Origin of the sequence: Chitinophaga dinghuensis (assembly GCF_003259435.1) — a bacterium.
GTDB classification, from domain to species: Bacteria; Bacteroidota; Bacteroidia; order Chitinophagales; family Chitinophagaceae; genus Chitinophaga; species Chitinophaga dinghuensis.
Genome location: NZ_QLMA01000001.1, coordinates 638760 through 663279 on the forward strand (window position 1 = coordinate 638760; position 24520 = coordinate 663279).

At 45.7% G+C, this 24520-nt stretch carries 21 protein-coding genes; 9 read left to right on the top strand and 12 right to left on the bottom strand.

The window, feature by feature from the left end:
• Positions 1–28 precede the first annotated feature (28 nt).
• Genes CLV59_RS02600 through CLV59_RS02615 form a run of 4 tightly spaced genes read left to right on the top strand, consistent with a single transcriptional unit; the run spans position 29 to position 4532 of the window.
• Positions 29–1138 (top strand): chorismate mutase, encoded by a 1110-nt coding sequence (locus CLV59_RS02600; RefSeq protein WP_233180703.1) that lies wholly within the window; start codon positions 29–31, stop codon positions 1136–1138.
• Between the two features lie 4 nt (positions 1139–1142).
• Positions 1143–2168: a 3-dehydroquinate synthase gene (gene aroB / locus CLV59_RS02605; protein WP_111590436.1), complete on the top strand. Its 1026-nt coding sequence runs from the start codon at positions 1143–1145 to the stop codon at positions 2166–2168.
• Positions 2169–2209: 41 nt separating this feature from the next.
• Positions 2210–3478, top strand: coding sequence for a 3-phosphoshikimate 1-carboxyvinyltransferase (gene aroA, locus CLV59_RS02610; RefSeq protein WP_111590437.1), 1269 nt, complete (start codon positions 2210–2212; stop codon positions 3476–3478).
• A gap of 52 nt (positions 3479–3530) precedes the next feature.
• Positions 3531–4532, top strand: a complete 1002-nt coding sequence (locus tag CLV59_RS02615; protein WP_111590438.1) for a chorismate synthase — start codon at positions 3531–3533, stop codon at positions 4530–4532.
• Positions 4533–4721: 189 nt separating this feature from the next.
• Here CLV59_RS02615 and CLV59_RS02620 read toward each other — a convergent pair whose 3' ends face one another.
• Positions 4722–5441, bottom strand: a complete 720-nt coding sequence (locus CLV59_RS02620) for an FKBP-type peptidyl-prolyl cis-trans isomerase (RefSeq protein WP_111590439.1) — start codon at positions 5439–5441, stop codon at positions 4722–4724.
• 101 nt (positions 5442–5542) lie between these two features.
• Between CLV59_RS02620 and CLV59_RS02625 the strand changes: the two genes are divergently transcribed.
• The gene (locus CLV59_RS02625) at positions 5543–6736 is read left to right on the top strand and encodes an acyloxyacyl hydrolase (RefSeq protein ID WP_111590440.1); all 1194 of its coding nucleotides are present in this window, start codon (positions 5543–5545) and stop codon (positions 6734–6736) included.
• Positions 6737–6787: 51 nt separating this feature from the next.
• On the opposite strand, the gene CLV59_RS02630 is transcribed toward CLV59_RS02625, so the two are convergent.
• From CLV59_RS02630 to CLV59_RS02645, 4 genes are all read right to left on the bottom strand, one after another.
• Positions 6788–8674, bottom strand: coding sequence for a CocE/NonD family hydrolase (locus CLV59_RS02630; protein ID WP_111590441.1), 1887 nt, complete (start codon positions 8672–8674; stop codon positions 6788–6790).
• Positions 8675–8752: 78 nt separating this feature from the next.
• Positions 8753–9109, bottom strand: coding sequence for an MmcQ/YjbR family DNA-binding protein (locus CLV59_RS02635; RefSeq protein ID WP_111590442.1), 357 nt, complete (start codon positions 9107–9109; stop codon positions 8753–8755).
• Positions 9110–9178: 69 nt separating this feature from the next.
• On the bottom strand, positions 9179–10072 hold the full coding sequence (locus tag CLV59_RS02640) for a hypothetical protein (RefSeq protein ID WP_111590443.1): 894 nt from the start codon (positions 10070–10072) through the stop codon (positions 9179–9181).
• 46 nt (positions 10073–10118) lie between these two features.
• Positions 10119–10631, bottom strand: a complete 513-nt coding sequence (locus CLV59_RS02645; protein WP_111590444.1) for a hypothetical protein — start codon at positions 10629–10631, stop codon at positions 10119–10121.
• A gap of 194 nt (positions 10632–10825) precedes the next feature.
• On the opposite strand from CLV59_RS02645, the gene CLV59_RS02650 reads away from it, so the two are divergent.
• The 3 genes from CLV59_RS02650 to CLV59_RS02660 all read left to right on the top strand — a co-directional run bounded on the left by CLV59_RS02650 (position 10826) and on the right by CLV59_RS02660 (position 14683).
• On the top strand, positions 10826–12079 hold the full coding sequence (locus tag CLV59_RS02650; protein ID WP_111590445.1) for an alkaline phosphatase family protein: 1254 nt from the start codon (positions 10826–10828) through the stop codon (positions 12077–12079).
• A 153-nt stretch (positions 12080–12232) separates the two neighbouring features.
• Complete coding sequence (locus CLV59_RS02655; protein WP_111590446.1) at positions 12233–14449, top strand: heavy metal translocating P-type ATPase; 2217 nt, start codon at positions 12233–12235, stop codon at positions 14447–14449.
• A 24-nt stretch (positions 14450–14473) separates the two neighbouring features.
• Positions 14474–14683: a heavy-metal-associated domain-containing protein gene (locus CLV59_RS02660; RefSeq protein WP_111590447.1), complete on the top strand. Its 210-nt coding sequence runs from the start codon at positions 14474–14476 to the stop codon at positions 14681–14683.
• Between the two features lie 91 nt (positions 14684–14774).
• On the opposite strand, the gene CLV59_RS02665 is transcribed toward CLV59_RS02660, so the two are convergent.
• The 6 genes from CLV59_RS02665 to gcvP all read right to left on the bottom strand — a co-directional run bounded on the left by CLV59_RS02665 (position 14775) and on the right by gcvP (position 22532).
• Entirely contained in the window at positions 14775–15017 is a 243-nt protein-coding gene (locus tag CLV59_RS02665; protein WP_111590448.1) for a hypothetical protein, read from the bottom strand.
• Positions 15018–15042: 25 nt separating this feature from the next.
• The gene (locus CLV59_RS02670; protein ID WP_111590449.1) at positions 15043–15693 is read right to left on the bottom strand and encodes a hypothetical protein; all 651 of its coding nucleotides are present in this window, start codon (positions 15691–15693) and stop codon (positions 15043–15045) included.
• Positions 15694–15715: 22 nt separating this feature from the next.
• The gene (locus tag CLV59_RS02675) at positions 15716–17698 is read right to left on the bottom strand and encodes a TonB-dependent receptor plug domain-containing protein (RefSeq protein ID WP_111590450.1); all 1983 of its coding nucleotides are present in this window, start codon (positions 17696–17698) and stop codon (positions 15716–15718) included.
• 106 nt (positions 17699–17804) lie between these two features.
• Positions 17805–18500, bottom strand: coding sequence for a LytR/AlgR family response regulator transcription factor (locus CLV59_RS02680; protein WP_111590451.1), 696 nt, complete (start codon positions 18498–18500; stop codon positions 17805–17807).
• Positions 18497–19522, bottom strand: a complete 1026-nt coding sequence (locus CLV59_RS02685; protein WP_111590452.1) for a sensor histidine kinase — start codon at positions 19520–19522, stop codon at positions 18497–18499. The genes CLV59_RS02680 and CLV59_RS02685 overlap by 4 nt, the downstream gene beginning before the upstream one ends.
• A gap of 148 nt (positions 19523–19670) precedes the next feature.
• Complete coding sequence (gene gcvP, locus CLV59_RS02690; protein WP_111590453.1) at positions 19671–22532, bottom strand: aminomethyl-transferring glycine dehydrogenase; 2862 nt, start codon at positions 22530–22532, stop codon at positions 19671–19673.
• Between the two features lie 164 nt (positions 22533–22696).
• On the opposite strand from gcvP, the gene CLV59_RS02695 reads away from it, so the two are divergent.
• Positions 22697–23191: a YkgJ family cysteine cluster protein gene (locus tag CLV59_RS02695; protein ID WP_111590454.1), complete on the top strand. Its 495-nt coding sequence runs from the start codon at positions 22697–22699 to the stop codon at positions 23189–23191.
• Between the two features lie 6 nt (positions 23192–23197).
• Here CLV59_RS02695 and CLV59_RS02700 read toward each other — a convergent pair whose 3' ends face one another.
• Positions 23198–24451, bottom strand: a complete 1254-nt coding sequence (locus CLV59_RS02700; RefSeq protein WP_111590455.1) for an MFS transporter — start codon at positions 24449–24451, stop codon at positions 23198–23200.
• Positions 24452–24520 lie beyond the last annotated feature (69 nt).

Here is a 24520-nt window from a genome sequence, read left to right on the forward strand (position 1 = left end):
ATCAGATAAAACGCAGTAACTTAATACTATGGAACAGCATACTACAATGGAGCAGATTCTTGCTAACACCAAATTCTCCGATCCTTCTTCGGACAAAAAGCCGCTGATCATCTCCGGCCCATGCAGTGCAGAAACAGAAGAACAAGTCCTGGCTACAGCACTGGCTTTACAGAAAACAGGTAAGGTAGACGTTTTACGCGCCGGTATCTGGAAACCACGCACCCGTCCAGGTTCTTTCGAAGGTATTGGTACTAAAGGTCTGGCATGGCTCCAGAAAGCGCGTGAACTGACCGGTTTGCCGCTGGCTGTGGAAGTTGCTACCGCTAAACAAGTGGAAGATGCCCTGCACTTTGGTGTGGATATCCTTTGGGTAGGAGCCCGTACTACTGTGAATCCTTTCTCTGTACAGGAAGTGGCAGATGCGCTGAAAGGCGTGGATACTACTGTACTGATTAAAAACCCTATCAACCCTGATCTGGAACTCTGGATCGGCGCTGTGGAAAGAATTCAGAAAGCAGGTATCTCTAAAGTAGGCCTGATCCACCGTGGATTCTCCAGCTACGGTAATACTCAATACCGCAATGCTCCAATGTGGCACCTGGCTATCGAGCTGAAACGCCGTATGCCTGAACTGCCTATGATCTGCGATCCTTCTCATATCTCCGGCCGCCGCGATATCCTGCAAGAAGTTTCTCAGGAAGCAATCGACCTGGATTACGATGGTCTGATGCTGGAAACACACGTGGATCCAGATAACGCATGGTCTGATGCGAAACAACAGGTTACTCCTGAGAAACTCGCTGAAATGCTGGATGCTATCGTTTGGCGTCGTGAACATACCGATAAAAAAGACTTCAACTCTGCCCTGGAAAAACTGCGTGCGCAAATCAACCAGGTAGATGATGAAATCATGCTGCTCCTGGGTAATCGTATGAAGATTGCTGAGAAAATAGGTACCTACAAAAAAGAAAATAATATCACCATTCTCCAAACTAACCGTTGGAATGAAATCCTGGAGCGCAACATCGCCAAAGGCGAGAAACTGGGCCTCACCAAGGAATTCATCCTGAAATACTTCGATGCTGTTCACCTGGAATCTATCAACCGCCAGAACAGGGTAATGAACGAAGACAAGTAACAGTATGAAGATACAAACTCATCAATTCAGGCAGCAGACTTCCAGGTATTTCCTCGGGGAAAGTCTGCTGCACCTGGGCAATCATGTGGATATTCACCGCTCCGTACTCGTGATCGATGAAAATGTGGAACTTCAGCATGGCGCGAAATTGCAGGGATGGAAAAAGATCATCGTTCCCGCTGGTGAAGAAGTGAAAAACATGGCTACGGTGGAGAAAATCATCGATGGACTCATCAGCTATGAGGCAGACCGCAAAACCACCCTGGTAGGGATTGGCGGCGGAATGCTCACAGATGTTGCCGGCTTCGCTGCCAGTATCTATATGAGAGGTATCCCTTTCGGCTTTGTTCCCACAACATTGCTGGCACAGGTAGACGCTTCTATCGGAGGTAAAAATGGCGTTAGTCATGGTAAACAAAAAAACCTGCTGGGCACCATTACCCAACCGGAATTTATCCTCTTCGATTATGCGTTACCGTTAACAATGCCAGATGAAGAATGGCATAACGGATTCGCTGAAATCATCAAATACGCCTGCATCATGGATGCGGAACTGTTCGACTATCTGGAGGTAAATAAAGAGCGTGCACTCGCCCGCGATGTGGAAGTACTGCAATACCTGGTAGAGAAATCAGTAGATGCCAAAACCAAAGTAGTGCTGGAAGATGAGCTGGAAACCGGCCCCCGTCGCTGGTTGAACTTTGGTCATACCCTCGGACATGCAGTGGAAAAACTGGAGCATATTGCACATGGAAAAGCAGTGGCAATAGGTATGGTAGCTGCCGCAAGGTTCTCCGAACAATTGATGGGATTCCCTTCCGATCAGACCCAGCGCCTGATTCGCCTGATTGCCGACTACCAGCTGCCGGTGGCATTTACGTCCGATAAAGCAGCCGCTTTCGATATCTTCAAACTGGATAAGAAACGTGAAAAAAGCAGTATTCATTTTGTACTGCTGGAAACACTGGGGAAAGCTACTACCAAAGCGGTTCCATTGGATGAACTGAAAGCAATGATGCAGCAGTTGTAAATTTTATCTAACTAACTAAAACGGCTATACGAAATAAATATATGCAAGTTACTGTATTCCCGGCCAGGATATCCGGAACGGTTACGGCCAACCCTTCTAAAAGTGCGATGCAGCGCGCGGTAGCAGCCGCCCTGCTGGCCAATGGCAAAAGCATTATCCGTAACCCGGGCCTGAGCAACGACTGTCTGGCAGCAATGGATGTGGCTGAAAAATTAGGCGCCACAGTTATTCGCAAAGCAGATGTGATCGAAATCGACAGCAATGGTATCCAGCCCCGCCTTAACGAAATAAATTGTGGAGAATCCGGACTGGGTATCCGTATGTTTACGCCTATAGCTGCACTGGCATCACAAGCAATTACGATCAATGGTCATGGTAGTCTCACTACCCGCCCAATGAACTTCTTCGAAGAGGTATTACCACAACTGGAAGTGAAAGTTACTTCCCGCGAAGGTAAACTACCCCTTCATATTCAGGGACCACTGCAACCCCGCGATATCACTATCGATGGTAGTCTCAGCTCCCAATTCCTGACAGGCCTGCTCATGGCCTATGGTAATGCTGCAGAAAATGTAACCATTACTGTACAGGACCTGAAAAGCAAACCTTACATTGCTTTAACCCTTCAACTGATGGCACATTTTGGTGTGCAGGTTCAGCAACAAAATTTTGAAACCTTCCATTTCGGTAAAAAACAACAATATCAAGCAAAGGAATATACCGTGGAAGGCGACTGGAGTGGCGCTGCCTTTTTGCTGGTAGCTGCTGCCGTGGCCGGAAGAGCAGAGGTACATCATGTGAACACTGAATCAGCCCAGTCTGATAAAGCTATTCTGGATGCATTGCGCTCGGCAGGCGCTTATATCCTGCCAGGCATGTTTACCATGAACATCGAAAAAGATGGTCTGAAAGCATTTGAATTTGATGCTACAGATTGTCCTGACCTGTTTCCGCCACTGGTAGCGTTGGCTGCTAACTGTAACGGTACTACGAAAATTCTGGGTGTTAGCCGACTGGCGCACAAAGAGAGTGATCGAGGACTTACATTACAGCAGGAGTTTGGTAAAATGGGTATTCGTATTGATCTGAACGGCGATGAAATGCTGGTACATGGTGGTACCGGTATCAAAGGCGCTACTGTCAGCTCTCATAACGATCACCGTATTGCTATGGCTTGTGCTGTGGCAGCATTAACGGCAGATGCTCCGGTCGTAATTGAAAATGCAGAAGCGATCAATAAATCCTATCCGGAATTCTATGACCACCTGCGTCAAATCGGCGGAAAGGTGGAAACTACGGTAAACGCCTAGTAGCCTTGCTATCCGGATATCAACATATTTATCTTAATTAAATTCTCAGCGTGTGAACAGTTTTGGCAGAATATTCAGGGTTAATGTTTTTGGAGAATCCCATGGGGCCAGCGTCGGTGTGAATATCGATGGCGTACCTGCCGGTATCTCCCTGAAACAGGAAGATTTCCTGGCCGACCTGGAACGTCGCAAAGGAGGCTCCAGAGGAACCACTCCTCGCAAAGAAGAAGACCTTCCTTTCCTGAAATCAGGCGTATTCAACGATCATACTACCGGCGCTCCGGTTACGATCATGTTCGAAAATAATAATACCCGTAGTACCGATTATGAAAAATTACGCGAGTTTCCCCGCCCAGGTCATGCCGACTTTGTGGCAACAGAGAAATTCGGCGGTTTTGAAGATTATCGTGGCGGCGGGCATTTCAGCGGCCGTCTCACACTCAACCTGGTGGCTGCCGGCGTTATCGCAAAGAAAATCCTCGGCGATAGCATCCAGGTAAATGCAGTGATTACGGAAGTAGGCGGCTATAGCAACCCCGAAGAAGGCCTGGAAGCTGCTATTGCAGCAAAAGACTCCGTTGGCGGTGTAGTAGAATGTAGAGTAGACGGCCTGCCCATCGGACTGGGAGAACCTTTCTTTGATTCGCTGGAATCATCCCTGGCACATGCCGTTTTTGCTATTCCTGCCGTAAAAGGAATTGAATTCGGCGCAGGCTTCGCTGCCGCCAAAATGAAAGGCCTTGAACATAATGACCCTATTATTGATAAAACCGGTAAAACCGCTAGTAACCACGCCGGTGGCGTGGTCGGCGGGATTACAAATGGCAATCAGCTGGTGTTTCGTATAGCCGTGAAACCTACCTCCAGTACGCCTAAAGAACAACAAACACTCAACATCAAAAGTGGTGAAGTGGAAACATTCAGTGTAAAAGGCAGACATGATCTCTGTATTGCACTACGTGTTCCTGTTGTGCTGGAAGCAGTTACTGCAATGGTGCTGGCAGATTTCATGTTGCTGGAACAACGCAGACCAAGAGTGTTTAAGCAATCCTAAGTGGAAAAGAGGATTTCAAAACAATGCCTGGCTTTTTGCCAGGCAATTTTATTATAGCCAGTGATCATGTAAAATCTTTTGTCTGTTGTCCCTGCCCACTGGGCAGGGACAACAGACAAAAATAAAAGCAAAATATGAACGTCGCAGACGTTCATATTTTGCTTTTATTTTATTAATTATTTAGTAAGACTACTTTACAATTTCCAGCAGCTCCACATCAAAGATCAGGGCGCTGCCCGGACCAATTTTCGGACCTGCCTGACGATCGCCATAAGCCAGATCAGCAGGGATGAACAGTCTCCATTTAGAACCTACTGGCATCAGTTGCAGTGCTTCTGTCCAGCCTTTGATAACGCCGCTAACAGGGAAGGAAATCGGCTCGCCTCTTTCTACTGAGCTATCGAATACAGTACCATCGATTAATGTACCGTGGTAGTGCGTTTTAACTTTATCATTCAAGGTTGGTTTCTCACCATTACCTTCTTTCAGTATCTGGTATTGTAATCCGCTAGGCAGCGTCACTACACCAGGTTTCTTCTTGTTCTCTGCCAGGAAATGTTCACCGGCTGCTTTATTCTTAGCAGATTTTTCTGCTTTCAGCTGCTGCAGGTAATTACTGATACTCATATTTGCTTGTTCATTTGTTAGTAACTGAGGATTCTTTTTCAGCACATCGGAGATGGCTCTGCTCAGGACAGCTACATTGACATTTGCCATGTCCTGCGCCTGGATATTTTCAGCGATACTAATGCCTATGCCATAGCTTACGCTGTCAATTCGGGTTTTCAGGATAGAATTCGCCGCAGGTTTAGCCGTAGCTTTTGCTGGTTTGGCAGCAGGCTTAGTCTGGCTGAAACCTTTTACAGACAATACTCCCAGTGCACCCAGGAAAATGTATTTCTTTAGCATAATGTTGATTATAACCTTTATAATTTAAGGGATATTCTCGCAAGTTAAGCAAATCCAACAAAAACATCCCGCCAATTGTTGAAGCCAATAGTATCGGAATTATGAAATATATAACTGTTATTTGTTACTTGCTGTTGCTGGCCCTATCTGTACAAGGCCAGGATTCAACCGACTTATGGCAACGAGCGAAAATGGACCCCAACCTGGGTAGTCATAAGTACCTGGAATTAAAACTACATGCAGGCGAACACTTATATACTGGCGGGGAGCTGACAAGTGCCCTTGATCATGGTTATAAGGCGGTAGAGGTACGCCTGGGATGGCAATCCTCCGGCCGGGAAAACTGGCAGCGGGTATTTAACTGCCCCAGTTACGGTGTTGGGTTTTATACCGGCAATATTGGTAACCCAGCTGAACTGGGCTATCCCAGCGGGGTCTACGGATTTATTTATGCGCCCGTGCACCGACGTAAGAAGCATTACTTTGTAGTAGGCCTGTCCCTGGGTATCACCTATGATCTGGCCCCATATGACTCCCTGAAAAACCCTAACAATGATGCCATTGGCTCCAAAGTGGATGTCTATTTCAATGCAGATGTAGGCGGCGTATGGGAAATAACCAAAACACTAGATCTTGTATATGGAGTAGATCTTACCCACTTCTCCAACGGGCGCATGTCTATGCCAAATCTGGGCCTGAATATGCTGGGAGGAAACGTAGGCATACGCTATCACTATAACTCTATCACAAGGATTGTTCGCACGCAAATTGACAGTAATTACATCGCTTCCCGAAGACCTACCTATGTGTTCAAACCCATTATTCCGGTCAGGCATTATCATCAACTAAGCGCTTACCTGGCAATAGGATCTGTGCAACTGAGTATTGATGATAGTGTGAAGGCGTCCTATGGCACCGCTTCCCTGGTGCTGGAAGATGCCTACAGATACAGCAATTTTGGTAGCGTAGCTTTGGGAGTGGACGGCTTTTATGATGGAAGTCTGGGTTGGGTTTATCGTAAAGAATATGGCACAGACAGAGCTACAGATCGTATGCTGCTGGGCATGCACATAGGCCATAGCGTACACCTGAGCGATTTTGAAATTATAACCCAGGGAGGTACTTATTTGTGGAGACGCGATAACTATAAAGGGGATTGGTTTCTTCGTGTAGCCATTAGGTATAATATCCAGAAATATGGTTTCGTGCAGATAGGCTTAAAAACTATAAATGGCGGAGATGCAGACTGGATCGAGTGGGGAGGTGGGGGGAGATACCGCTTTGGCTTTAAATGACAATCGTCCACCTATTGGCGGACGATTGCAATATTTCCTTGTAGAATTTTATTACTTCACGATTGGCAGTACAACACTGGAAGGATGAGCAGCATCGTGATAGATACGAATATTTGCCTTCTGGAAATCTTTCGCATCAGCCTGGTAGATATCCATGAACTGCTGCGGGTTACGATCTACCAGCGGGAACCAGCTACTCTGTACCTGTACCATGATACGATGTCCTTTCTTAAAAGTATGCGCCACATCCGGGAGCGTGAATTTCACTGCTGAAGGTTGATTCGGAATGAATGCTTCCGGTTTTTCAAAACTGTTACGGAACTTACCACGCATTACTTCTCCACGTACCAGCATCTGGTAACCGCCCATTGGGTAAGTAGAAGATGGCACGCGACCATGTTCGCTCGGTGCATCCGCTTCATAACGGAAATCATCTGGGAATACGTCAATCACCTTTACAATGAAGTCTGCATCGGTACCACTGGTGCTGGCAATAAGATCAGCTACCAACGGACCCGCCAGAGTGATATCCTGATCAAGTACAGGCGTCTGGAATACTACTACATCCGGACGACGACTGGCGAAACGCTGATCATCTGTCATGTAGGTAATAGTACGGGTGAAATGCACATCTTCTGTATAAGGAACCGGTTTGGCAGGATCGCTTACATATTCGCTGAAACTATTGTCGGCAGTTGGTTTGGAGAAAGATAAACCGCCATCAGGCTGTAGATAGATATTCTTTTCCTGCATATCTGCCGGAGGCCATACAGGCAGCTTTTTCCACTGGTTTTCACCTGTGAAGAAAATAGTAGCTTCTGCAATATCCGTTGCATTGCCTTTATCTTTCAGGTAATAGTTAAAGAATGGTACTTCTACATTCTCTGCATACCAGTCAGATGTATTGCTGTCAAAACGGATATTACCTAAATGAGTACCGTTTTTGGAAGCCCACTGACCATGATACCAAGGGCCCATTACAATACGGTTGTTGGTACCTTTGCTTTGTTTCTCAATGGCTTTATAGGTATTCCATGCGCCGAAACAGTCTTCTGCATCAAATACGCCGCCTACTACGAGCATCGCTGGTTTCACGTCTGTAAGGAAGTTACGGACATTGCGCGCTTTCCAATAATCGTCATAAGTAGGGTGGGCATACATTTCATGCCAGAACTTAATACTGTCGCCGATGATTTTGGCAAAGTTTTTCAGCGGACCTGTTTCCAGATAGAATTTGTAGTTATCGCGGGTATAGAACTTATATCCTTCCGGTCCTTTAGAAGTAGGAGCAGGGTGAGGACGATCAAAACTAGTGTAGAACGGAAACGCATCTGCGATGAAGAAAGCGCCGTTGTGGTGAAAGTCGTCTCCCATAAACCAATCAGTAACCGGCGCCTGCGGACTTACCGCTTTCAACGCAGGATGATTGCTTAAAGCGCCCATAGTAGAGTAAAAACCAGGGTAAGAGATACCGAATTGGCCTACTTTACCATTATTGCCTGCCACATTCTTTACCAGCCAGTCTACAGTATCGTAAGTATCTGTTGATTCATCAATATCCTTTTTGCCTTTTTTAGGATTGTAAGGACGTACATTCACAAACTGTCCTTCACTCATCCAGCATCCGCGCACATCCTGTACTACCATGATATAACCTTCATGCAGGTAACGGTTGTACTGATTCGCATATATAGCGCGGAACTTGGATTCGCCGTAAGGACCGGCAGAATAAGGAGTACGGGTCATCAGGATCGGATGCTTTTCCGATTGATCCTTTGGAATATAAATAGCCGTATACAGCTTTACACCATCACGCATAGGAATGGTTACTTCCTTTTTGGTGTAGTGTTCATACATCCAGAGAGAATCCTGGTTTATAGCTTTGGTGATTAGCGGTAAAAATAGTGCGGCATAGGCCAGCAGCAGCCATTTTCTCATAAACAGTTTAGTTTTTAAGACGGCGTAAAGTAATAAAAAGCTGGCTTATTCCCGCTGGAAAAAAGGATATATGGCAAATCACTGCTGTGATTGCAGCGCTTCCCGTACCTTTTTAGGAAGACTTTTTACAACCAGATCATAAGAGTTTTTGGTCCACTCCAGGATAAGTTTATTGGAGATACCGGAATCCATACTTACTGAATTCCAATGCTTTTTGTTCATATGATAGCCCGGTGTTACGCCTTCATAGCGTTCCCGCAATTCCACCGCTTCTTCCGGATCACATTTCAGGTTAATAAATTCAAACAGCTCAAGATCTGTCAAGGTAAATACCTTGCCCATCACCTTGAATACAAGGGTTGTTTCTCCAAAGGGAAATTCTTCTGTTACGCCAGGAAGAGAGAGACAGTATTCTCTGAATTTTTCTATGTCCATAAAATACCAATGCTGAAATTCCCTCACAAGTTAAGGAAATTCCAGCATCGGAATAATTTTCGCAACAGCTTATTGCTGCTGATAATAGAACTGAATATTGTATTTCTTTCGCACAGGTTTTTCCTGGTCGTTCAACTCATATTTAATGTAGGATTGCTCCAGCGGCAGTTGTGTTACCGGATCATATCGATAACTACACAATACCGACTCGCTGGCCGTACTGGAAAGACTACCGGAATAAGAATCGGTTACTGTTCGTTTGGTCATATTATTGGCTGCGTCGGCAAACAAAATATTCCGGTTGAAAGTAGCCATTGCAATTCCCGGATAATCCCTGCACAAGGCGGAGAACGGATTAGGATTACTGTCGTATTCCTGCTCTGTAATTACCTGGTGACTGGTATATGTCTGACTTTCTTCGGAAGCCGGAAAGTAATCATATGCAGTATGTTTCTGTGGATTGGCATTGCGATACTGGATCGCATCATAGGTAAGGTAGGCTTTGTTGTTATAGATGACCGTATCCATTTTGCCAATCTGGATAGGCTTACCTTCTTCATTAGTGAAAAAGTGCAGCGTATCCGTTAACAGGCCATTAGCCGTTCTCCTGGAAAGAGAATAACGGGTAAACCCCGTTGGATGGTAATCGACAGAGTCAATCTCCATCAGTTCATTTCCCCAGTACTCCATTACCTTTTCCACTTTATCCTGAGGACCATAAACGTATTTGTTATGTGCATCCCATTTGCCTGTAATATCATCATAAAACCAGATCTCCGACAATCTCCCTTTCTCATTATAGATGATACTGTCTGTCAGTTTCCCGTTGATGGTTACTTTATGCAGTAAAATCAAGGGTTTGCGAATAATTGGTTTATCCTCACGTATCAGCGCTGCAAACAGCAGCAGCATGGCTAATACAGCGGTGGCTAATATCAGGAATCGGGATCGGACCGTTTTCATAGGTTAGGTGTTCAATAAATGGGTAAAATATGGAACGATAGTCAGTCTATTTGCGAATGATAGAAATGATAATCCTGGAATACCTGGCGTAGCTGATTTCTACTTCCTGACCGGCGCGGTATCCTTCCAGTTGTCCGCGCATCCAATAAAACAGTCGTTTACGGCCTGTTTCCAGCTTAATAGATAAATTGGTTTGCGTATCGTTGTTCTCTACATAAATCGCCTCCAGCGGAGCCTGGATCAGGCCTTTTTGTAAGGTGGTCAAATCTTTTTTGATAGACCAGTAGCGAATGTCTGTTACTTTGATCAATGCAAACATCAGCGCAATGATAAAGCTGAACAACCATACCCAGAACCAGATGTTGGTGTAGGAAAACTTAGACTGGTCCGCGTCTATGCTGGTATGACGGGTGTACAGATAAAGCTGTGGTACAATGGCGGCCAGGAACAGCAGCGTAACACCTACCAGGAAAAATTTCGTCAGTTGTTGTTTGTTCTTCTTAAGGGCTTCCCGCAACAGGAAGTTCTCCTCCGTTGTCATAAAGGTGTAATCGGACATGGTATATAAGGTTTTTCAGATGTGCTAATATAAATAAAAAATATCAATTATTAAAATTTGCATATGTGTTTTGAGGCCAATGGATTAGCAGCTTTATCAGCGGAATGGCCAGAAAGTAAATATTACCTAATTTGCGGACTGCTTTATATCTGGCATTCATTTGTTGTACCCCGTCACCATTAAAACAAGCAATTTTGAAACGGTTATTTATTGTAGTCGCAGCGGTATTATTCGTTGGCCTGCAGGTACAGGCACAGGATACCACCCAGCAGATTGTAGAAGGACGTGCCAACAGCGCATCAAATCAAACCCGCCCGTATGTCATCATGATTTCTATTGATGGCTTCCGCTTTGACTATGCAGAGAAATATGGCGCAGAGAATCTCCAGCGCCTCTCCGAAAATGGAGTGCGTGCTTTAGCCATGCAGCCGTCTTTCCCTTCCCTGACCTTCCCTAATCACTATTCTATTGTCACTGGTCTCTATCCTGCCCACCATGGCCTGGTAGATAACCATTTCTGGGATCGTAAACGTAAGGAAGCCTACAAGGTAGGAAACGTGGCAGCTGTAACGGATGGCAGCTGGTACGGCGGCGTTCCGTTATGGGTGCTGGCAGAGAAAAACAAAATGGTAACGGCCAGTTATTTCTGGGTAGGCTCTGAATCAGCCATCCAAGGTATCCGTCCTACCTACTATTTCCAATACCAGGAGAAAACAGGTATCGATTCCCGTATCAAACAGGTTACCGACTGGTTGAAATTACCGGAAGAAAAACGCCCTCACCTCATTACCTTCTACTTCCCTGAAGTAGACCATGCCGGCCACCGTTACGGTCCGGACAGCGACAGCGTTCGCGCAGCGGTGAAGTTTGTAGATGCTGCTATCGCTAAAATGACGGCAGAAGTGAATAAACTGAATTTGCCAGTTAGCTTCGTAATTGTGTCCGATCATGGTATGCTGAAAGTTGATAATGACCATGCCATTCCTATGCCGGAAGACACCGTGCTCACTACGCTGAAAGTTTTAGCCGGCGGAGAAAAAACAATGTACTACGGAGAGAAGCCGGAAGATATTCAGAAAGCTTATGAGTACCTGAAGCAACACGAAAACCATTATACTGCTTATCTGAAACAGGAAACACCTGTTCGCTGGCATTATGGTCAGGAAGATATCTATAACCGTATTGGAGATATCATCCTGGTGGCTGAACCTGGATATGCTTTCCAATCCGGTTCCCGCAAACCACCTCTGGGCCACCATGGTTACGACAACAACCTGACAGATATGAACGCCATTTTCATGGCCTGGGGCCCTGCATTTAAATCGCATCAACGCCTCGCTACTTTCGAAAACGTAAACGTATACCCAATGGTAGCACGCATTCTCGGCCTTACCATTACCCAACCTATCGATGGTAAACTGGAAGTCCTCGAAAGCATTCTGAAATAGTATTAATATATAGTTATCATTATATAGGGGTGTCTCAAATATGTTTGAGACACCCTTTTTTATGCCCCCAAGAAATTATATAAATCATAGTAAAGATTGTATAACAGTTCCCGCCTGTATGTGAACGACCTTTGTATAGTCAATTTGAAACATATGCAAGTACAGGAACAAACAATAAAGAAAACCTTTCCCATTACCGGATTAAGTTGCGCATCCTGCGCCGTTAGTGCTGAATCTATGTTAGGCGCAACTCCAGGCGTTTTGCACGTAGGAGTAAACTTCGCTAACTCCAGCGCTACTGTAGAATATCAACCCACTGTAGTTTCGCCTGAAAACCTGAAATCAGCCCTTCAATCAATAGGCTATGACCTCGTAACAGACGACAGCGAAGCTGCTGCTGAAGCCCTTGAAGATTTACACCAACAAAATTTTCGTACGCTGAAACGCAAGGCAGTGTGGTCTATCGTCTTCTCCATACCACTGGTGATCATCGGCATGTTTCTGATGAATATACCATATGCCAACTACATCATGTGGGCCTTGGCTACTCCGGTTGTCCTGATATTCGGCCGCCAGTTTTTTGTAAACGCATGGCGCCAGGCCACCCACGGTAACGCCAATATGGATACCCTCGTGGCACTCAGCACCAGTATCGCTTATATCTTCAGCGTATTCAATACCCTGAATCCTGAATTTTGGCATAGCCGCGGATTACACGCCCACGTGTACTTTGAAGCCGCCGCAGTAGTAATCACCTTTATATTATTAGGCCGACTCCTGGAAGAAAAAGCAAAGTCAAATACTTCTTCCGCTATTAAGAAATTGATTGGCTTACAACCTAAAACGGTAACGGTTATACGTAATGAGGATGAAACGGTAGAAATACCACTCTCCCAGGTGCAAGTAAATGATCTGATACTCGTAAAACCAGGTGAAAAAATCCCTGTAGATGGAAAAGTGATCTCCGGCAGTTCTTATATTGATGAAAGTATGATCAGCGGCGAACCGCTCCCAGTACTGAAAGAAGCAGATGCAGAAGTATTCGCTGGTACCATCAACCAGAAAGGCGTTATCCGTTTCCGAGCCACAAAAGTAGGTGGCGACACCATGCTGGCGCAGATCATTAAACTGGTACAGGAAGCGCAGGGAAGTAAAGCACCCGTTCAGAAACTGGTAGATAAAATCGCAGGAATATTTGTACCTGTAGTAACCGGAATCGCGCTACTGACCATGATTGTTTGGGTGATCCTCGGAGGCGACAATGGCTTCACACAAGGTTTACTCGCCATGGTAACCGTACTGGTAATCGCCTGCCCATGTGCTTTAGGTCTTGCTACTCCAACCGCCATTATGGTGGGCGTAGGTAAAGGCGCCGAAAACGGCCTGCTCATCAAAGATGCAGAAAGCCTGGAACTGGCACATAAAGTAGATGCAATCGTACTGGATAAAACAGGTACTATCACCGAAGGAAAACCTGAAGTAACAGATATCCTCTGGGCGGTGAATAATGAAACCGCCGCGGTGCTCTACTCTATGGAACAACAATCCGAACACCCGCTGGCAACTGCTGTAGTGAAATATATGGATAACGTCAAACCTGTTACCCTCGAATATTTCAACAGTATCACCGGTAAAGGGGTAGAAGCAAAATACAACGGTAAAAAATACTTCGTCGGTAGCAGAGCTTACATCGATGCCCAGAAAGTAACGGTGCCGGCTACACTGGAAGAGAAATCCCGTCAATGGTTACAGAATGCGGCTACCGTCATCTGGTTCGCCAATCAGGAACAAGTCCTCGCTGTAATTGCTATTGCAGATAAAATCAAAACTACATCAGTTGCAGCGGTAGCCAAACTCCAGGAAATGGGCGTAACCGTATACATGCTGACCGGCGATAATGAACAAACCGCTGCCATCGTTGCTGCAAAAACAGGTATCACCCACTTCAAAGCTGGCGTACTGCCATCCGATAAAGCAGCCTTCGTGAAAGAACTGCAACAACAAGGACATGTAGTAGCTATGGCAGGAGATGGTATCAACGACAGCCACGCGCTCGCTCAGGCAGATGTAAGCATCGCAATGGGTAAAGGAACTGATATCGCAATGGACGTTGCCAGAATGACCCTCATCTCTTCTGATCTGTTACAAGTGCCAAAAGCGATTAAGTTATCTCGCCAAACAGTGAAACTGATCCGCCAGAACCTTTTCTGGGCCTTTATCTACAACCTGATCGGTATTCCGCTGGCAGCAGGCGTTCTGTATCCCATCAACGGATTCCAACTGGACCCAATGATTGCCGGTGCTGCAATGGCCCTCAGCTCTGTATCTGTAGTAAGTAATAGCTTAAGATTGAAATACGCAAAACTTTAATAATAACTGAAAATTCGAATCAATATGGAAACTTACAAATTCAAAACCAACATCAATTGCAGTGGCTGTGTAGCAGCAGTAACGCCACATCTGAATAAAGAAGAAGGTATCGGTCATTGGGAAGTGGATACCAAAGTAAATGATAAAATTCTGACCGTGGAAGCAAATGGCAAGACGCCTGAAGAAGTAGCCGCCGTAGTAGCGAAAGCCGGCTTCGAAGCAGAAAAAATATAAGGTAATCAGGATAACGGGCATGCTGACAAATAAAACAAAGGACGTCTCCATAACAGAGACGTCCTTTCGATTTGAAAAGCAGCCCCGCAAACTACTTTTCTACCCGTTCCGTTGACCATGGCCCCATGCACTTGCCATCTGCATTACGATGCCAGGCCATACGCATCAGTATAATATTTACGGCTATAAAAGCTACAATTCCCAAAACTACTGCTACCTTGGTAATGCCTGCCAGTGCCGGTTTTGAAGCGAAGTTCCCGAATACATAACCGATCACAAACACCATGCAAGCCCCAAACATAATACGTAACAGGATTAAAATAATGAAAGGCATATCAATGTATTTTTAAGGTGAATAACTACTTCATTTTTTGCAGTAACGCTTCATTGGAAGTCTTTCCCCAATGAGGAGCTACATTATCTGCCGACTGTGCCGCCAATAATTTCAAACTCTCTTCTGCCAGTTGTTTCGCCTGACCTTTATCCCCTCCCCAAAGTTTAGGCGTATAATATTTTACCCAGGCACTAGCATACAGCATGCGAGGATTCTGTGGATTCAAGCGTTTAGCTTCTTTCAGATACTGCTCTGCTACCGGTCCATACTTACGTCCATAAGTCATAGGATTGATAAATACTTTCGTCCGATTGATCATACTCATCACCACATATAATTCTGATAATTCCTGTTTCTGATGAGCCGTATCCAGCAAATGCAATGCGGTATTAGCCTGGTCTGCTCCCTTGTTGCTGTATGGCTCAATTTTTTCACCGTCGTCCTGGTATAGAAATCCAATCTGTGCGTTACAAAGCGCTGCATAATAATAGGGCAGCCATTCTGTTTTACGGGTTACTGCGATATTGCTGAATTCCTTTTCCAATGCTTCGTAATCTTTGGGAGACACGGCTTTGTCGAGCCGTGAAACTGCTGTCAATAAAGCGTCTGAGTGCTGTTGTGCCTGTGTTGCAGCAACGAAACAAATAGCCAATAACAGTAAGGTGATTTTTTTCATTTGATGTAATTTATATGGATGATTAATTAAGATTGTCGAGTATGTCATTCGTACGATCCTTACCAAAACTCATAAAGATGCCAATGTAAAAATTGCGTGTAGCCGGTGGCGTTATTGCTGTTTTTGCCTGGCCATTATAACTATATTGATAACCGAAAACCTGCTTGTTCCCCAGCAAATTCCCCACACCAGCGCCAATGCCACTGAAGTCTTTCCACTTACTACCCTTGAAGAAACTGGTTAGCCAGGCTACATGAAGATTGACCGTATTATACACAGGCGTACTACCTTGATCCGCGATATAGGTATGCTGGTTATCATTGGTGTATTGAATATTGTAATATGGCCGTCCGGTGGCAAAAGCCCAGGATAAATTGATGAAAGTATTGATCTGTGGCAGCTGCTGTTTAATAGCGATGGTAGCGGTATGCGGACTCGTATAATTCGGTCGCATGCTATAAGGATAATCCATATAATGCCTGCTGGCATCCAGATACGTATAGGTAATCCAGTAATCCAGGTTTTTAATGGTTCGTTTATCTCTGAAGAATAATTCGATCCCTTTCGCATAGCCGTTGCCGTTATAGCCATAGGTTGGAAGGAGAGTGGGAAGACGCTTGTATTCCTTGTAATACGCTTCCGCCCTGAAAAGTCGGTTGCTGGCCTTATAAGTATAATTCAGTATATAGTGCGAAGCCTGGGATGCATCCTGGAAAAAGATCCCATAAGCGGCATTGAACTGGCTGTTACTACCTGCTTTCCAGGCAAGACTTATGCGTGGCGCAGGATTCCACTTATTCAGCAACGAAGCGTACTCCAAACGTGCGCCAGCTTTAACAGCCAGTCTATCCGTCAGCATGATATCCGTTTCACCAAAAACGGCAGTGAGATAATTGGTACTCCGCAGCAATGTATCATTAGATACGCCATCTTCATGCGTATAAAACTGCTCTGCTCCAAAGCGCAGCACTTCATTGCCTGGAAAATAGTGGGTCAGTACCACACGTCCTTGCGCAAACTGTTCTGCATTCCGACTATCTAAATCTTTATATTGATAAGGCACCATATCCAGATTAACGGGCGCCCCAACGGCATCTATCAGTTGATTGCGATTGCTGACATGCAGATAGTTGTAGCCAGCACTGGCATCTAATCTCCATGAATCGCTGAGGCGGTCCCGATAACTGAGCGTACTAAAGTTGTTCATACCTTTGACCTGAAAGGCGTCCCTCAATGCTGCGCTGTCTATATCCTGATTACGCATCCCTACATTGCTGTTGCTCCAATTGGTATAGAATTTCAACATCCCTGTTTTGCCTACCCTCCAACGGAAATTGGCATCTGCCTCTGTATAACTGGGGCCCGCAAAGAAATCAGGCCGTTGTGGTACGATACGATTATATAATTGCTGATTAGAATAACGTACAGTGGCGCCATAGCTAAATCTGTTAGAGGTTAATCGCTGAAAACCTGCTGCTGCATTGGAAGGGAACAAACTGAAAGAATAAGATGATTTATCTGGTAAGTCGTCGCTTTCAAGGATCAACGCGCTGCTCATAGCTTGCCCATACAGGGCAGAATAGCCGCCGGTACTGAATAATATGCCTTTAAACAAAAACGGATTCACCCTTGCATACTGAATGATGCCAGGCACAGAAGGATAATTGGGATGAGGCATCAGACTCCCGTCAATAAACTGTTTGGTTTCACTTGCAGTACCTCCTCTAACGAAAAGTCCTTCTGTTTCCCCTATCTGTTGTGCACCGGGAAGATAACGTAATGCCATACTGATATCGCCGCCGTTGCCCGCTACTGTCACTGCATCAATAGGCGTCAGCGACGCGCCTTTTGCTTTATCACTGGCATCGAATGCGCCCGCAGTGATGGTGACCTGTTGCAGGTTTTTGGTTCCTGGCAGCAAAGTGCTGTCCTTCTTTTCCTGCGCTTGCAGCAATGTTGCGGAACTCGACAGAAAGATGAAAGCAATGACCGGATAGTGTTTCATGGCAGATGTGATTATCTGCAAACAAAATTACCGGCAAAGAGAAGGCGTTTTTTGTGCTGTAGATCAGGGGTGCAAGTGTGCCGACAGAATTATCATTTCTGTATACTTATTTCAGGAGTAACTCCATCTGTTGCTTGTAGAAGTCGCTGTAAGGAATTTCTGTCTCCCCGATACACACCATATCCCGCTTAATAGCCGTCACGGCGGCAGCCGCCACCAGAAAGGATCTATGTATGCGCAGAAAAGCAGGAGGGTAAAGCTTTTCTTCCATGGCCTTTAAGGTCATGCGGGTAAGTACTGGTTTTGCTGGCTGACGAAAATGAATCTTGATATAGTCTTTCAATGCTTCCACATACAATACTTCTTCAGGGTTAATCTTCACGAGGGTATATTCCACATTCACGAAAAATGAAGGAGGGAAAATAGTAGGGAGAACTGGCTGTCTCATCTTAAATAATTCCTGCGCGCGATTACAAGCTTTAAGGAAACGCTCGAAACTAAAGGGTTTCAGCAGGTAGTCCACAATTTGCAAATTGTATCCTTCGATGGCATATTGTTCATATGCAGTTACAAAAATCACCATAGGCGGATGCGGCAGCGATTGCAAAAAACTAATACCATTAAGGCGTGGCATCTGGATGTCCAGGAAGATAAGATCTATGTTTTCTGTTTGCAATACAGCCAACGCTTCCGTGGCATTGCTGCAAGTGGCCACCAGTTCCAGGTAAGGAATCTGTCGGATATTATCTTCCAACAATTCCCTGATCAGTGGTTCGTCATCTACTGCAATGCAACGTATCATGGCAATTCAAGGATTAATTTTATTTGAAAGTCAGGATATTTATCTGAAATAGTTAGTGTGTAATGATCCGGGTAAAGCAGCTGTAGTCTTGCCTTTACATTAGCAAGTCCGATGCCGGACCCATCATCTTTATGAGCTGGGGCATGATCTGCATATTGATTGCTGACTTCAAAAGTAAGCACTTTATCTTTCCCGTAGAGGAGGATGTTAATGGTAGGTTGTTTCGGGAGATCAATGCCATGCTTGAATGCATTTTCCACAAATGGAATAAGTAACATCGCATCCATCTCACTGTTGGCTGTAACTTCATCCATTTGCAACTGGAAGTTGATCTGCACACTGTTTCCTAGCCGAAGGCGTTGTAGCGCTATATAATTTTCGAGGTATTCCCTTTCCCTGTTTACATTTACTTTTTTTCCAGAAGCATCATACATCATATAGCGCATCAGCTCGGAAAGCTTTAGTAGCGCAGGTTCCAGCTGATCAGATTTTTTACGGGCCAATGCTACGAGGTTGGTGAGCACATTGAAAAGGAAGTGCGGATTCACCTGAGAGCGAAGGAACTTCAGTTCTGTTGCCAGTTGCTGGGCCTGTTGTTCTTTCACGCGCTTTTCTCGTGCAATGGCTGCCATCACCCGACAATAAATCAGACTAAAAACAAACACTATAATGGAAGGAGCAAATACAAATTTGTAGGCGGCTGTATCATGCAATACCTCCGGAAACCAATGTACCAGCAGGAACCATTTCACTTGGAATGATACCATGATCAAAATGCCCACGCTTATAACATACAACCACCAATGTTTCTGGTTCCACCATTTCGGATACAGCACATATGCATGACAGTAAAAAATGACCATATGAATAACGCCGGCCAAGGTGAAGTACAGACCCGGAAGAGGGCCAATTTTGTAATCATTGGCAGCATTGGAGATAAGGTAAGGGAGCAATAGAATAAGGCTCCATATCAGCACATGAAGCCCGATTACGCGGTAATTGTATTGCTGGCTGCCCTCCATGACAGAAAGGTAAGAAAAATAGCGGGGTTCGCACAGTGGTGTTGAGATGAAACTTCTTGTTAGCGCGACAGGAAGGTGAATTCTGGCGATAAAAAAACAGGGCAATCCTTGCGGACTGCCCTGTTGTATCTTACTATCTGGGTAAAGCTTATGCGTTTACTTCCTCGTAAGCACTTACTGGTTCGCAGGTGCAGATGAGGTTTCTGTCGCCATGCGTATTGTTAACGCGGCTTACAGAAGGCCAGAATTTATTCAGTTTAACATACTCCAGTGGGTAAGCAGCTTGCTGACGGCTGTATGGACGGGTCCATTCATCGGCAGTGATAACGAACTGTGTATGAGGCGCATTTTTCAGAACGTTGTTTTGTTTGTCTGCTCTGCCTTCTTCTACTGCGCGGATTTCTTCGCGGATAGACAGCAGTGCATCGCAGAAACGATCCAGTTCGCCTTTATCTTCACTTTCTGTAGGCTCGATCATGATAGTACCGGCAACAGGGAAGCTCATAGTTGGAGCGTGGAAGCCATAGTCCATCAGACGTTTTGCCACATCTTCCGCTTCAATACCAGCAGCAGCTTTGAACGGACGCAGATCCACGATGAATTCGTGTGCGCAGGTACCATTCACGCCATTGTACAGGATATCATATGCTTTTTCCAGTCTTGCCTTCATGTAGTTGGCATTGAAGATAGCATACATAGAAGCTTTCTTAACGCCATCAAATCCGAGCATACGGATATAAGCGTAGGAGATCAGCAGGATGCTGGCAGAACCATAAGGGGCAGCAGATACCGCATTGTTGGAAGTACCGCCGTTCAGGTCTACGTGACCAGGCAGGAATGGAGCCAGGTGTTTTGCAACACAGATTGGACCCATGCCAGGACCACCGCCACCGTGAGGAATAGCGAAGGTTTTATGCAGGTTCAGGTGACATACGTCTGCACCAATCAGACCAGGAGCGGTCAGACCTACCTGTGCATTCATATTGGCGCCATCCATGTATACCTGTCCGCCATGTTGGTGGATGGTAGCGCAGATATCTTTCACACTTTCTTCATATACGCCGTAGGTAGATGGATAAGTGATCATGATACCAGCCAGATCTTTCGCATGCAGTTCAGCTTTCGCTTTCAGATCATCTACATCGATGTAACCGTTTTCCAGCGCTTTCACTACTACCACTTTGAAACCAGCCATTACTGCAGATGCAGGGTTGGTACCGTGTGCGGAAATAGGAATCAGCATGATGTTGCGGTGACCTTCGCCACGGCTCTCATGATAATCACGAATCACGAGCAGACCCGCATATTCACCCTGAGCGCCACTGTTAGGCTGCAGACTGCAAGCGTCGAAGCCGGTGATAGTGCTCAGATATTGACCCAGTTCAGTGATCATTTGTTGGTAACCGCCTGTCTGATCTTTAGGCGCAAATGGATGCATTTTGCTCCAGTGTGCCCAGCTCAAAGGAATCATTTCAGTGGCTGCATTCAGTTTCATGGTGCAGGAACCCAGAGAAATCATGGAAGTATTGAGCGACAGATCTTTGTTCTCCAGCAGTTTCAGGTAACGCATCATCAGTGATTCACTGTGATAGCTGTTGAAATGCGGGTGAGTGAGGAATGGAGAAGTACGTACCAGCGCTTCAGGAATAGCGGTAGAATTGCTGTTCACTGCATTCGCATCGGTGTTACCTGCTCCGAAGATACCGAGGATATCATTGATATCGCCGATAGTAGCGGTTTCATCCAGGGAGATACCCACATTACCGTTAGAGAAATAACGGAAGTTGATACCAGCGCCCTCTGCTTTGGCTTTTACATCGGCGCCGCTTACAACGATAGTATCGAAGAAGCTGTTAGCAGCCAGTTGCAGACCTTTTGCAGCGAGTTTGTCGCCCAAAGTCTTCGCCAGTTTAGCAGTACGGGTAGCAATATTTTTCAGCCCCTCCGGACCATGGTATACTGCGTACATAGCGGCCATATTAGCCAGCAATGCCTGTGCAGTACAGATATTGGAAGTAGCTTTTTCGCGTTTGATGTGCTGTTCACGGGTCTGGAGCGCCATACGCAGTGCGCGGCCACCTTGTGCATCGATACTTACGCCGATGATACGACCAGGAATAGTACGCTTGAAGTCATCTTTCACTGCGAAGAATGCCGCGTGAGGACCACCAAAACCTAATGGAACGCCGAAACGCTGTGCAGAACCCAATGCAGCATCTGCTCCCAGTTCGCCAGGAGAAGTCAGCAAGGTCAATGCCAGCAGGTCAGTAGCCATTGCTACGAATGCGCCAGCAGCATGTACGGAGTCTATAAAGTTGCGGTAATCTTCTACAGCACCCAGGTTGTTAGGGTATTGTACCAACGCGCCGAAGAAAGACGCATCGATTTGTGCAGTTTTATAATCACCCACTACAACTTCAATATTCAGAGGAGTAGCGCGGGTGTAGATAACATCGAGCGTTTGTGGGTAAACATGCTCGTCAACAAAAAACTTAGGCCTGCTCAGGTGGTCATGATCTCTGTTGAGGGTATTGAAGAACATCGTCATTGCTTCAGCCGCCGCAGTAGCTTCATCCAGCAGGGAGGCGTTCGCAATTGGTAAACCGGTAAGATCACTTACCATGGTTTGATAGTTCAGCAAACTTTCCAGACGGCCCTGAGAAATCTCAGCCTGATATGGAGTGTACTGGGTGTACCATCCTGGATTCTCGAACACATTACGTAAAATCACACTAGGAGTGATCGTGTCGAAGTAACCCTGACCGATGTAGTTACGATAAACCTGGTTTTTCAGTGAAATCTCTTTCAGATGGCGCAGGTAATCATTTTCACTTATCGCAGCGGGAATAGCCAGTGGCGTGTTCATTCGAATAGCGCCAGGTACAGTTTTGTTAATCAGCTCGTCCAGATTGGCAACGCCTATGGTTTCCAGCATCTGGCTCTTCTCAGCTTCATTCGGCCCTATGTGACGGGTCACGAATTCATTTTGTTGAGTATCAAAAAGATTCATGATGTAAGCAGGTAGTTTGAAATAGAATGCGCAAAGCTATGACGATTTTAAGCAACTGCCAAACCTCCGCCACCAGGCTGGTTAAATCGGTGATAAATAACCACTTTTAGTAGTCAGGGAATGTCATAGTATTGTCCATCTATGAAATGCCTATCTTTGCGCCAATGAGCAACTTACTTGAAAACTGGGAACAGAAAGCGAAAGATAAACAGAAAGCCAACAAACAGTTCCTCCAGAAACTACAAACCAGGCGCGGAAAAGGAGTGGAAAAACTCCTCCCGGAGCTGCATGAGGAAGCATTCAGCAAAATAGATTGCCTCGAATGTGCCGGATGCTGCAAATCCATCAGCCCCCGCTTTAAAGCGCCCGATATCAAACGCATTTCCAAATTCCTGGGGATGAAGGAAGCCGCCTTCATCGATACCTACCTCCGTATCGATAAAGACGAAGATTATGTGGTGAAGTCAAGCCCATGCCCATTCCTGGGCGCAGATAACTATTGCGGCATCTACGATGTAAGACCAGGAGACTGTCATAACTACCCGTACACCGATAGCCACGACTTCTACAAACGCCCAAATATCACCTACAATAACAGCACTATCTGCCCGGCAGTATACTACGTCCTGGAAAGATTAAAAGAAGATATGAAGCTCTGACGATCGTCAGGGCTTCAGGTCCAGCTTACGCATGGCCGGAGAAATGATATAAGTGGTGACCACCACTCCCAATGTAATACAGCCTCCCAGTACGACAGATGGAACCAATCCTATGGCCCTTGCCATAAACCCGCTTTCAAAAGCGCCCAGCTCATTGGAAGATCCCACAAACATAGAGCTCACTGAAGCAACCCGTCCACGCATCTCATCCGGCGTTTTCAACTGCAGAATAGTCTGCCGGATAATCACACTCACCCCATCAAATACGCCACCAAACAACAATGCAGCCATAGATAAGAGGAAAGTCGTCGATAATCCGAATACAATGATGGTCAGGCCAAAAGCAAATACCGCTGCCATCAGTTTGATACCCGGTTTATGATTCAATGGCTTATGCGCCAGGATAAACATCGTAATGAGTGAACCTACTGCCGGCGTGGAACGGAGAATACCATATCCAAGAGAATCAGTATGCAGGACATCTGTAGCAAATACCGGCAGCATGGAAATAGCCCCTCCAAAAAGTACGGCAAACATATCCAGGGCCATAGCGCCCAATACCACTTTGGTGTTCCAAACGAACTTTATACCCTTGGTAAGACTATCCACAAATCCTTCACCACCTTTGTAATAGATCGGTTTGGGCTTTATTTGGATAAGACTGAACAATGGCGCCAGGAATATAGCTACTACCAGCAACATAGACCAATGTACCCCAAAAAGATAGATGAGAAACCCGCCCAGCGCCGGTCCCAGCACTCCGCCTATCTGCCAGGCAGAACTGCTCCAGGTAGAAGCATTGGCATATAATTGTTTAGGAACTAACAGCGACAGCAATGTAAAGGTAGAAGGACTGGTAAAAGCCCGCACAATCCCACCCAGGAACACCAGGGCATAAATCATGTTTAATACCCAATGAGTAGGAATACCTTTTACTACCTGGTCCCAAGTGAGTAAAAATAACCCCGTGGAAATGAAAATATAGGCAATGACACATTTCAGCAGCAGCCCGCGTTTTTCCCGTTTATCCACAATATGTCCTGCGAATGGAGCCAGCAGTACCGCGGGAATAACCTCCGACAAACCAATCAATCCCAATGCAAAAGGATCTCTGGCCAGTTCATTTACTTTCCATTCAATAATAGCAAACTGCATCGCCAGCGCAAATACAAGGGCAAAGCGAATAACAAGGTAATAGTTGAATTCCGGGTAACGTAGTGAAGCGTATGCGTCCGTACTGGTAGATGCCTTCGAGTCCAAGCTGTTGAAATTTTACACGAAGGTAAACAGGTCGTTAAAATAATCCCAATAATTGATAAATGCCATCCA

Bases quoted from the DNA above. Each gene is read 5' to 3' on its own strand.
- CLV59_RS02670 (WP_111590449.1), bottom strand. From the start codon at position 15,693: ATGAAAAAAATCACCTTACTGTTATTGGCTATTTGTTTCGTTGCTGCA.
- CLV59_RS02640 (WP_111590443.1), bottom strand. From the start codon at position 10,072: ATGAAAACGGTCCGATCCCGATTCCTGATATTAGCCACCGCTGTATTA.
- CLV59_RS02680 (WP_111590451.1), bottom strand. From the start codon at position 18,500: ATGATACGTTGCATTGCAGTAGATGACGAACCACTGATCAGGGAATTG.
- CLV59_RS02620 (WP_111590439.1), bottom strand. From the start codon at position 5,441: ATGCTAAAGAAATACATTTTCCTGGGTGCACTGGGAGTATTGTCTGTA.
- CLV59_RS02600 (WP_233180703.1), top strand. From the start codon at position 29: ATGGAACAGCATACTACAATGGAGCAGATTCTTGCTAACACCAAATTC.
- CLV59_RS02635 (WP_111590442.1), bottom strand. From the start codon at position 9,109: ATGGACATAGAAAAATTCAGAGAATACTGTCTCTCTCTTCCTGGCGTA.
- CLV59_RS02645 (WP_111590444.1), bottom strand. From the start codon at position 10,631: ATGTCCGATTACACCTTTATGACAACGGAGGAGAACTTCCTGTTGCGG.
- gcvP (WP_111590453.1), bottom strand. From the start codon at position 22,532: ATGAATCTTTTTGATACTCAACAAAATGAATTCGTGACCCGTCACATA.
- CLV59_RS02625 (WP_111590440.1), top strand. From the start codon at position 5,543: ATGAAATATATAACTGTTATTTGTTACTTGCTGTTGCTGGCCCTATCT.
- CLV59_RS02685 (WP_111590452.1), bottom strand. From the start codon at position 19,522: ATGGAGGGCAGCCAGCAATACAATTACCGCGTAATCGGGCTTCATGTG.
- CLV59_RS02665 (WP_111590448.1), bottom strand. From the start codon at position 15,017: ATGCCTTTCATTATTTTAATCCTGTTACGTATTATGTTTGGGGCTTGC.
- CLV59_RS02655 (WP_111590446.1), top strand. From the start codon at position 12,233: ATGCAAGTACAGGAACAAACAATAAAGAAAACCTTTCCCATTACCGGA.
- CLV59_RS02660 (WP_111590447.1), top strand. From the start codon at position 14,474: ATGGAAACTTACAAATTCAAAACCAACATCAATTGCAGTGGCTGTGTA.
- aroA (WP_111590437.1), top strand. From the start codon at position 2,210: ATGCAAGTTACTGTATTCCCGGCCAGGATATCCGGAACGGTTACGGCC.
- CLV59_RS02675 (WP_111590450.1), bottom strand. From the start codon at position 17,698: ATGAAACACTATCCGGTCATTGCTTTCATCTTTCTGTCGAGTTCCGCA.
- CLV59_RS02695 (WP_111590454.1), top strand. From the start codon at position 22,697: ATGAGCAACTTACTTGAAAACTGGGAACAGAAAGCGAAAGATAAACAG.
- aroB (WP_111590436.1), top strand. From the start codon at position 1,143: ATGAAGATACAAACTCATCAATTCAGGCAGCAGACTTCCAGGTATTTC.
- CLV59_RS02630 (WP_111590441.1), bottom strand. From the start codon at position 8,674: ATGAGAAAATGGCTGCTGCTGGCCTATGCCGCACTATTTTTACCGCTA.